We start from the raw sequence: 8,091 nt of genomic DNA on the forward strand, positions 1-8,091 counted from the left end.
GCGCGCGGTTCGCTCCGCGAACACGACGCGCGCACCTACGGTGCGCAAGGGTGTTGGTTGGAAATGACTCCGTCATTTCCAACCAACACGCAATCGCTACGCGATTGCCCGCCGAGACTTCCCATGAACGCTGCGGTGCACGCGAGTTGGCAATGCATTCGGCTGGCAAGGAGGTTGGTGACGAGTAGAGCGGGCTTCCCGTTTCCCTTTCGCGGTCGATTCCTTACCTGTTCGGGCGATCTCGACGGCCGACGAGTCGTCAGTCGTCGTGACTCCGAGGCAACTTGCCTCAAGTGATATGTCAACCACCCTGGATGGAAGGGGAGTTCGAGCGATCGACCCAATCCCGGGCGTCGCGCCACCAGGATTGTCGCCGCATGTCGTGCATCATCTGCCGATGAGGGTACGATTTGGGAAAATCCAAGGGTCCCGGGGTCGGCGACGTCCGGATCTCGGGCCTCCTCGGGCCGGCAACCCGGGCCGGCCGTGGCCATATCGACCCTACCGGTCGCACGGGCCCGTGAACATCCCACCGGGACGACATCCATACAGAATTCCTCACCACTTTTTCGTAAGGAATTTCCTGCGGGAAAACCGCTCAACTCCGACGGTCGTTCCGTGAAGCGAACCGTCAGAAAGGGCTGGGGGCGGCCCGGACGACGGTGACCCGCAGCACGGACCTGGAGATCTCGTAACGGATGACCACGTCGGCGACGGTGGCATCGCGACAGTCCTCGTAGCCCGGACGGGCCGGGGCGGATCCGTACCCGTAGGGATCACGAGCGAGCACGGCCATGCCACGCTCGAACGCGCGCAGCCGGTCGGACCCGAGCCGATGGAGCTCGACCTCGGCAGCCGGGGCATACGCCACCGTGTAGGTCACGGCGTGAAGGGGGTGCCGTCGAGGTTGCGCAGCCCGGAGAAGTCACCCGCGCGCACCCGCTCCCGAACCGCACGGTCCTCCGCGCGTTCCTCGGGCGTCAACACCCACTCCAACACGATCTTCGCGTACAGCTGGTCGAACGGAGTGTGCGCGAGCTGCTCCTCGAACTCGACACGCTCCTCCGAGGTGAGCCGCTCGCGAATCTCCGCGATCGTCACCGGCCTACCGCCCTCCACCACGAAACCTCCCCGATCCGTCGGTCCCTCCCCAGTCTGCCCGCTCCACGCGCTCCGTGTCCGACCCTCCGCCCGAACCCGGAAACCCGAACCCACCGAACCGCAAAGGGGCGTCGACGCCCACGCCGAGGACGAGCCGGGCACAGCGCACGCACCACGACCACACGTCCCGTCCGTCACGAAACCGCCCCCACACCGCCGCGAACACCACACCCGGCCACACGATCCCGCGTCCGACAACCGGCCCCGATGCGACGCGGACCCGACGGCGGCGCAGCGGCGGGCGGATGCCACCGGCCGGCCGGCCGCGGTACCGCGAACCACCCGCCCCCCTATGAATCACTTACAACATTTCCTCACAACTTCTTCGGCTGCGGGATGGGCCCGACGTGCCGAAGCACGCCGGTTGTCACCAAGATCGTTGGCACACGGCCGGGTGCCACCCGGGCGTGCTTCCCCGCGTGCCTCGACGTCCCGGCGTGGCCGGGGCGAGGCCGTGGGGTGGCGGGGGTCGGGCGAGGGGCCGGGCAAAGGTGTGGCGGCGGGGGCCTCGCTCGCGTGAAGTGCGCGCGGGGGGTGGGTGGTTGCCGGCAGGGTGGGCGGGGTGACCTTCGCGGGGGTCCACACATGTCCGCCTCGCGGCGGCTGTGCGGGCTGTGCCCCCGCGAGGGAAACCCGGAAGGCGTCGACCGCGCGCGTGCGGTCGACGCCTCGCTCGGGTCCGGGCTTGGCCGGGCCGCCGCGCCGGCATCACCCGGGGCCGGGTCGCTCGTCGAGCCGACCGCGGCGGCCCGGCGCATCCCCGTCGCCGGCCACCACCACACCCGACGGCCCGTCCCCCGAGGCCACCGGGCGAGTCGCGCCGGTCGGCACGACACCGCCGCCGACCACGCCCCTCGGGGCGGGGCGGGCGGGCCGACGCGCGGCACATCGCCTCCCGGGTCGGGTTTGCCGGAGTCTTGAGGGTTGGATGGGGGCCGTGAGCCACGAACCTGCGTTCGAAGACGTTGCAAACCCCACGGAGGCGGAGATGCGCTCGTGGGCCTATGACACTTCGTCGGCCGACCCGATCAACCAGGACTGGGACATCGTTGCTGCTCGACGCTCGTTGGGGTCGCTGTTCCTTCGCCTGGTTTCCGATGGATGCTGTCCGAAGCGGCGATTCTTCCTGGGCTGTCTCTACCTGCCGGCCGGAGATGCTGTTCGGACGGCCTATCGCGCCCAGCCTCAGGACCATCTGCTGGGCCTGGTCCGGGAGGCGGAGGGGCTGGAAGAGCCTTGGGTCCGGACCTGGGCACAACGAACGGCCATGCTCGTGAGGGAGCCGGCATCGTTCGGCTACGAGGCGTGGTGCGATCCTGCCGGGCCGGCCAGTACCCCCCAATAGGCATGCCCGCCTCGCCTCCGCGCCGGTGGAACGAGCAGGTGGGCGGTCGCGCAGTGGCGCCGCCCCACCTGTCACAGCCATCCCTCGGAGGAATCCGCAGGTACCGCGCCCGCCGCCCGGCGCGGCGGCGCCCGGGAACGGGCCGTTTCCCCGGGGCCTGTTACCAGTCGACGTCGCCGGCGGCGGCGTGCAGTACGCGGTACGACGGCGCGTCCACGAGCAGTTCCTCCAGCGATCCCGACCAGTCAGACGATCATGCCACGCGGACTCCCGCGCTCAACCTGACAACACCGGGCTGGGCCTGCACCGACGACGTCCGCGCCATCTCCGCACAACGCCTCACCGGCCTCCCGCTCGGCACCGTCACCGACGAGGAAGCCGACGAGATCCGTACCTACCTGCGCCTGATGATCGACCTGTGACCGCCTGGCCCCGGGCCGCCGCCGGGTGCCGTACGGTGTCCTGGGCACCTGAGAGGGAGGTACCGATGAGCGCTCGGCCGATCCATGGTCCCGAACTGATTCCACAGCCCGCCCGAACGCCCCTGGCCCTGTACGAGGCGGTCGCCGCTCTCATGCCGGGCCGGCTGGCCGAGATGACCGCAGACCAGGCCCGGTCCATGACAGAAGCGGTGGAGCGTCGGAGCCTCAAGCCCTTGCTGCGCTTCACCACGAAGTGGGCGGTCGACGTCGAGATCGCACGCCACCCGGAGACGCTCGCCGAGCTGCACCGCGCCGAGTACCTCGCCAACCATGCCCAGAGCCCGGAAGAGCGCAAGCGGCAGGCCGCCCTCGCCGGAGTCATCGTGAACGCCGCCGCCGAAGCGGTGCGCGGGTGACCTGGGCTTGGGAGTACAACCCGGACGAGGACAACGTCGTCGCCGGAGCGCCGCTCGCGTTCATCGCGCAGGTCGAGAAGAAGGCCGACGAGGTCGTTCGCGCCGCCGCCTTCTTCCTGGACGGCACCACCTACCAGGGGGCCGGCGAGAAAATGAAAACCGCCGACGTCGAAGACGGCATTTTCTGGTACATGATCGTCCCGCGCGACGAACGCGTCTACATTCTCCGAGTCCAGTCTCTGTAGGGGGTGTTGTCGGGTTGATCGTGGGCTTGGATGTTCGGGCTGGGTCGGGGCGTGCCCGGCCCTGGTGGTGGCGGTGGGTCAGGCCGTCCGGGGCGCGGTGATGGTGCCGGTGATCTGGTCCCGGATGGCGAAGCGGATGGTCATTTCGGCGCGGTAGCGGGTGGCGGTGAGCAGGTGGCGGCGTGGCCGGAGGTGGGGGCTGATGCCGCTGAACGCGGACAGGAACCGTTGTGCGGACCCGGGCGAGCGGAAGCCTTTCACAGCGCGTTCCCGCTCCCGAGTGGGCAGGTGGCTGTTCTCGGCCCGGTTGTTCAAGCCCTTGGGCGAGCGGTGCTCGACCGAGAGCATGATCTCGCGGTGGGCGGCACCGTAGGACGCGAGCTTGTCCGTGACGACCACGTGGGGCTCACCCCGCCTCGCCTTCCGCCTCCACCAACGCACCGCCGGACGGATCGGCAGCCTCACCCGCCTCATCCGCCAAGCCGCCGTCACCGCCATCGACGACGGCACCGAACGCATCACCAAAAGCAGCCTCGACGCGGTTCGTTTGGATCACCTCGCCGAAAACACACCGCCACCCGCGATCACGCACATCCGGGCGGTAGGCCGCCCTGTAATCCAGGTCAAAACGCCGTGACCAGCACAGACACGATCCGGGCCTCTAGACGCACAGGGCTATGTGCACCACACCCGGGTGTTCTCAACGAAGCCGCGACACCCCCGGGTCAGGCCCCCACGGCCCTCAGCCGGACGGCCACGAAACGTTCTCAACCAACCTGCAACACCCCAGTCCACACCACCACGCACACACCAACCACCACCCGCGGAATCACATGCGCTCGGTCAAAACCTGGACGAGGCCCGATCAAGCCGGGGAGGCCGGCTTGTCGGTGCTCGGATCTAGCATGCGGAGCATGACGCGGTACGTTGACGAGGATCTGCACGGTGCGGAGTTCCGCGAGTGCGATCTGACAGGGGCACGCCTGATCGGCGTCGTCATGCAGGATGCCGTGATCGACGGGCTCGTCACCAACCTCGTGGTGAACGGTGTCGAGGTCGCCGAGCACGTCGAGGCCGAGCTCGACCGGCGTCATCCGGTGCGGGTGCTGATCCGCTCCGAGGACCCCGCCGATCTGCGCGAGGCATCGCGTCGGCTCCATGCCGACTGGGCCGCCACGATCGAGCGAATCCGCCGTACGCCCGGCATCGAGCGCCGCACCGTGAACGACGAGTGGTCGGCGGCGCAGACGATGCGCCACCTGGTCTTCGTCCACGACTCGTGGTTCCGCCGCTGCTGCCTGGGCTCGACGCAGTCGTTCACACCGATGGGCATCGGGACGACCGTCGAGCCCTACCGTGAAGCGCACGGGCTCAACCTCTCGCTCGATCCGGGGCTCGACGAGATCGTGAGCGTGCGTGACGCACAGGCCGCCGAGTTCGAGGCATGGCTCGACGACACCACCCCTGCGCGGCTCGCAGCGCGAGCGCCGGTGCCCGACGACGATGTCTGGCCCCCGTACGCCCGGGGCCGCTCGGTGCGGCGGTGCCTCGGCACGGTGCTCAACGAGACCTTCGAGCACCACCGCTTCTGCGTCCGCGACCTCGACCTGATCGAGGCACAGGACACCGAGTAGTGCCGGCCGCAGACTCGGCATCCTGTGGAAGCGGGAATCGCCGACCGTCCGCGCGATGCCGAGCCGCCGAGTGCCGAGGACGGGCGCCGAACCGCGGCGGGCCGTGGCGGCGGGACGAATCGTGGCTCATAACCCGACGAGGGCGCGGTTCAGTCGTGCGTCTCCCGCGGCCGCGTCGATGCCCGGTCGCGCGGAACCTCGACGATGGACCGGTCCCCCGCGATGGGTACGCCGAGGACCTCGTGTGCGCGACGCTGCACCGTGTGTGCCTCGCGCAGGCCGTCGCGGCCCCAGCCCAGGAGGTCGACGGCGGTGGCGGGGTCGACCAGGAAGCGGCGCCATTCCCGGCCGGTCGCCGGATCCGGGCGGGGCGGGCCCAGACGGGCGGGGCGGGCCGCGTAGCGGACGCGGGCCACCGGGGTGCCGCCGTGGACCAGCGCGTCGTGGTCGTGGAGGTAGCCGAGGTAGACGCTCGCGCCCGGTACGGCGCCGGCTTCCTCGAGAGGAACGGCCCGGCCCACGGCGCCGACGTGGACGCTCGACGCCGTCCGCTGGCCCGGACCCGCCGGGGGGCGGCCCTGCGGTCATTCGACGGTGCCCGCGTGGTGGGACGTTCTCGGAGCAGGCGATCTCCCGGCCTGTGCGGAAGAGGGGCGGGTCAGCACAGGATGAAGATGCTCTTCCAACCGCCGACGGTGTCGGGGTTCCTGCTGTTGTGCGTCAAGTCGCCGGCGGCCCTGCCCTTGCAGCCCTTTTGCTTGTAGACCCTTGCCGTCTGTCCCGAGTACTCGAAAATGTAGGATCCCCCGTACTCGATGCTGTTGCAGCCACAGGCCGCGACGGTCGACGCGGCGCCGGAATAGTTCGCCTTCTCGTAGCTCTCGAAACGGCTGGCGAATGCCATGCCGGTACCCACCACGAACAAGGCCGCCGTCGCGCCGGCGGCGACGACGGGACGCACACGGTTACGCCTCCACATGGGTGCTTCCTCTCCTTGCCGTCGAAACGCCCGGTCGAACCCGACCGGGTCCCTCCGACCCCAGTAGAGTCGGCCCCGGTCCACGTCGGAGGGCAAACGCCCCGTGCCCACCCGTATGGACCAGCACCGAACACGGGCGACGGTCCACGACGACCGGCGTCCGCCGGTCACCGGCCGAACCGGGAGCCGCGCATCGCTCGACGGCAACCCACCGGCAGGGCGCGAGGTCCGCCGAAGGGGGCGACGACCTGGACGACGGCGACGACCACGACGTTCGGGCTCACCTCGTAGGTGAGGATGGCGTTCGCGAGGGTGACGTCGCGCCGGTCGCGGTCGCCGCGCACCGACGAGGAGCCGTTGCCGTACGGATCGGACCCGAGAGCGCTGTCGGCGGCGCGCTTGATCCGCTGCCGGCGTGCGGCGGGGAGTTTGGCGATGTTGTTCTCGGCGCTGTCGGTGAACCGCACGCGATAGCGGGCCACGATCTCTCCTACGAAGTGGGAGGTCCGGTCACCGGATTGCCGTCGGCGTCGACCACACCGGTGTAGTCGCCCCGGCGGACGCGTTCGAGGGCTTCCTCGGCCTCCTCGTGGGCCTCGGGCGGCAACGCCCAGTCCAGGACCACGCGCCGCACCAGGTGCTCCAGGGGCGTGTCGTACACGACCTTGTCGAACTCCTCACGCCGCTCCTCCGGCAACGCCGCGCGGATACCGCCCAACGTCCCCGGCAACGTGACGACTTCCCCCCGCACCACATGCGTCCAATCCGAATCCGCCATGACACCCAGCCTGCCGGCCGCATGGCGAAGATCGGTAGACGGCACGCACACCACCCACGCGACACGAGCCCCCACACGACGACGATTGCGCGAGCGCCGCCCGGGCACCTGTCCTCACGGGCCGTCCATGCCTCGGGCAATCGCGATGCCGGTGAGTTCGTCGGACAGGTGGGCGGTGGCGTCGTGTGCGCGGGAGCCGTTGTGGACGACGGCGTTGATCACGGCCTCGCCGAACCACGGGCGCAGGTCCTTTTCCAGGGCGACCCCGTCGCCAGTCCGATGCGGATGCCGACCGGCGTGGACGGCCGGGCCCCGCGCCGCGGTTCGACGCGTGTGCCACGACCGGGGTCCCGACGCCGGGCGCAGCCGGCAGACGCCTTCGTCGGGGTGCGCGAATTCGCTTCGGCGACCGACGGGCCGCGGAGACAACGCTCGAACGACCTCGACAGCAACGGCACAACACCGAGAAACGGCGCCGGCACAACACCGAGAAACGGCGCTCCATCGCGTCGCATCAACGAAATCGCAGCACTCTTCTCAGATCATGCTGCACCACAGGTCAACACCCCTACACACACGACCCCCGACCCCCACCATGTCATCGACACAGCTCACAGACTCACACCACTCCCCCACACGAATTCTCACAGTTTGCTGCACCACAGTTCAAAGACCCCACCAACCAAGGACTTCAGGCAACCCCATTGAGACGACACAGGTGCAATCGCCCCCACAGGCCGTCGTCGGACCAGATCCGGAACCGGCGGCGCACCGTCGGCTTCGACGCCCCGAAACACGGCGGCAGACGCCGCCACGAACACCCGCCCACCAACACGTACACCACCGCCGCGAACACCGCCTCGTCGTCGATGTCCACCGTCCCACCACCCTGCGGACGCACCCTCGCCGGCGGCAGCAACGGCCGCACCACGTCCCACAGACCGTCGGGAACGATCCAACCCCACCCCGAACACCCCACGACAGGAACAACGCCCCGAGACCACATAGGACACGGTCTTAGAAGTCGTCTCATTTGGATTGATCGGTAGTCTGATGCGGTGACGCTTGTGGAGCGGTTGGTGCCGGACGAGTTGTGGGAGTTGTTCGAGCG

General features: G+C 69.3%; 12 protein-coding genes and 2 pseudogenes. 6 read left to right on the forward strand and 8 right to left on the reverse strand.

Annotated elements, in window-relative coordinates; translation table 11 throughout:
• Positions 1–631 precede the first annotated feature (631 nt).
• On the reverse strand, positions 632–883 hold the full coding sequence (locus ABIA38_RS44940; RefSeq protein ID WP_424644847.1) for a hypothetical protein: 252 nt from the start codon (positions 881–883) through the stop codon (positions 632–634).
• The gene (locus ABIA38_RS44945) at positions 880–1,101 is read right to left on the reverse strand and encodes a hypothetical protein (protein WP_424644848.1); all 222 of its coding nucleotides are present in this window, start codon (positions 1,099–1,101) and stop codon (positions 880–882) included. Before ABIA38_RS44945 ends, ABIA38_RS44940 begins: the two co-directional genes overlap by 4 nt.
• Positions 1,102–2,098: 997 nt before the next feature.
• Here ABIA38_RS44945 and ABIA38_RS44950 point away from each other — a divergent pair.
• The 4 genes from ABIA38_RS44950 to ABIA38_RS44965 all read left to right on the forward strand — a co-directional run bounded on the left by ABIA38_RS44950 (position 2,099) and on the right by ABIA38_RS44965 (position 3,589).
• Positions 2,099–2,506, forward strand: coding sequence for a hypothetical protein (locus ABIA38_RS44950; RefSeq protein WP_424644849.1), 408 nt, complete (start codon positions 2,099–2,101; stop codon positions 2,504–2,506).
• A gap of 38 nt (positions 2,507–2,544) precedes the next feature.
• Positions 2,545–2,928: a hypothetical protein gene (locus ABIA38_RS44955; RefSeq protein WP_424644850.1), complete on the forward strand. Its 384-nt coding sequence runs from the start codon at positions 2,545–2,547 to the stop codon at positions 2,926–2,928.
• Between the two features lie 65 nt (positions 2,929–2,993).
• Complete coding sequence (locus tag ABIA38_RS44960; protein ID WP_424644851.1) at positions 2,994–3,344, forward strand: hypothetical protein; 351 nt, start codon at positions 2,994–2,996, stop codon at positions 3,342–3,344.
• Complete coding sequence (locus tag ABIA38_RS44965; protein WP_424644852.1) at positions 3,341–3,589, forward strand: hypothetical protein; 249 nt, start codon at positions 3,341–3,343, stop codon at positions 3,587–3,589. Before ABIA38_RS44960 ends, ABIA38_RS44965 begins: the two co-directional genes overlap by 4 nt.
• A gap of 78 nt (positions 3,590–3,667) precedes the next feature.
• Here the strand turns inward: ABIA38_RS44965 and ABIA38_RS44970 are convergent.
• Positions 3,668–3,994, reverse strand: a pseudogene (locus ABIA38_RS44970) (DDE-type integrase/transposase/recombinase); the annotation flags it as partial.
• On the opposite strand from ABIA38_RS44970, the gene ABIA38_RS44975 reads away from it, so the two are divergent.
• Together ABIA38_RS44975 and ABIA38_RS44980 are read left to right on the forward strand one after the other, a co-directional pair.
• Entirely contained in the window at positions 3,972–4,226 is a 255-nt protein-coding gene (locus ABIA38_RS44975) for a hypothetical protein (RefSeq protein WP_424644858.1), read from the forward strand. The pseudogene ABIA38_RS44970 and the gene ABIA38_RS44975 overlap by 23 nt on opposite strands.
• Positions 4,227–4,479: 253 nt before the next feature.
• A complete protein-coding gene (locus ABIA38_RS44980) occupies positions 4,480–5,223 on the forward strand; it encodes a DinB family protein (RefSeq protein WP_424644857.1) in 744 nt (247 codons plus the stop codon).
• A gap of 149 nt (positions 5,224–5,372) precedes the next feature.
• Here ABIA38_RS44980 and ABIA38_RS44985 read toward each other — a convergent pair whose 3' ends face one another.
• The 5 genes and pseudogenes from ABIA38_RS44985 to ABIA38_RS45005 form a co-directional block, all read right to left on the reverse strand.
• On the reverse strand, positions 5,373–5,744 hold the full coding sequence (locus ABIA38_RS44985) for a hypothetical protein (protein ID WP_424644853.1): 372 nt from the start codon (positions 5,742–5,744) through the stop codon (positions 5,373–5,375).
• Between the two features lie 137 nt (positions 5,745–5,881).
• Entirely contained in the window at positions 5,882–6,184 is a 303-nt protein-coding gene (locus ABIA38_RS44990; RefSeq protein ID WP_424644854.1) for a MiAMP1 family antimicrobial peptide, read from the reverse strand.
• Between the two features lie 185 nt (positions 6,185–6,369).
• Positions 6,370–6,684, reverse strand: coding sequence for a type II toxin-antitoxin system RelE family toxin (locus ABIA38_RS44995; RefSeq protein ID WP_424644855.1), 315 nt, complete (start codon positions 6,682–6,684; stop codon positions 6,370–6,372).
• An 8-nt stretch (positions 6,685–6,692) separates the two neighbouring features.
• On the reverse strand, positions 6,693–6,980 hold the full coding sequence (locus ABIA38_RS45000) for a hypothetical protein (RefSeq protein ID WP_424644856.1): 288 nt from the start codon (positions 6,978–6,980) through the stop codon (positions 6,693–6,695).
• Between the two features lie 718 nt (positions 6,981–7,698).
• A pseudogene (locus tag ABIA38_RS45005) lies at positions 7,699–7,986 on the reverse strand (transposase); the annotation flags it as partial.
• Between the last annotated feature and the right edge of the window lie 105 nt (positions 7,987–8,091).

Source organism: Embleya sp. AB8 (assembly GCF_049739465.1).
Classification (GTDB): domain Bacteria; phylum Actinomycetota; class Actinomycetes; order Streptomycetales; family Streptomycetaceae; genus Embleya.